We start from the raw sequence: 248 nt of genomic DNA on the forward strand, positions 1-248 counted from the left end.
CGAGCGAATCGGCCAGCGTATCGAGTTCCTCGACAAGCACGGGCCGTCCGGCTGCGAGACTCGCATGCATCGCTGCGCCGCGCGCCATCGTCACGCCGGTCATGCGAATCGCGCGATTCGCGCTTCGGGCCGCGAACGCGACGCCTGCAAACAGACCGCCGCCGGACAACGGGACGGCGATATGCGCGACGTCCGGCAACGCTTCGACGATCTCGAGCCCGATGGTCGCCTGCCCCGCGATCACGTTG

Annotated in this window: 1 protein-coding gene; it reads right to left on the reverse strand. The window is 68.5% G+C overall.

What is annotated here, in order from left to right; genetic code table 11:
- On the reverse strand, positions 1-248 hold a 248-nt coding region (locus SB753_RS40005; RefSeq protein WP_410805542.1), incomplete at both ends, for a pyridoxal-phosphate dependent enzyme.

The sequence above is a fragment of the Paraburkholderia sp. SIMBA_053 genome (genome assembly GCF_046534895.1).
Classification (GTDB): domain Bacteria; phylum Pseudomonadota; class Gammaproteobacteria; order Burkholderiales; family Burkholderiaceae; genus Paraburkholderia; species Paraburkholderia caledonica.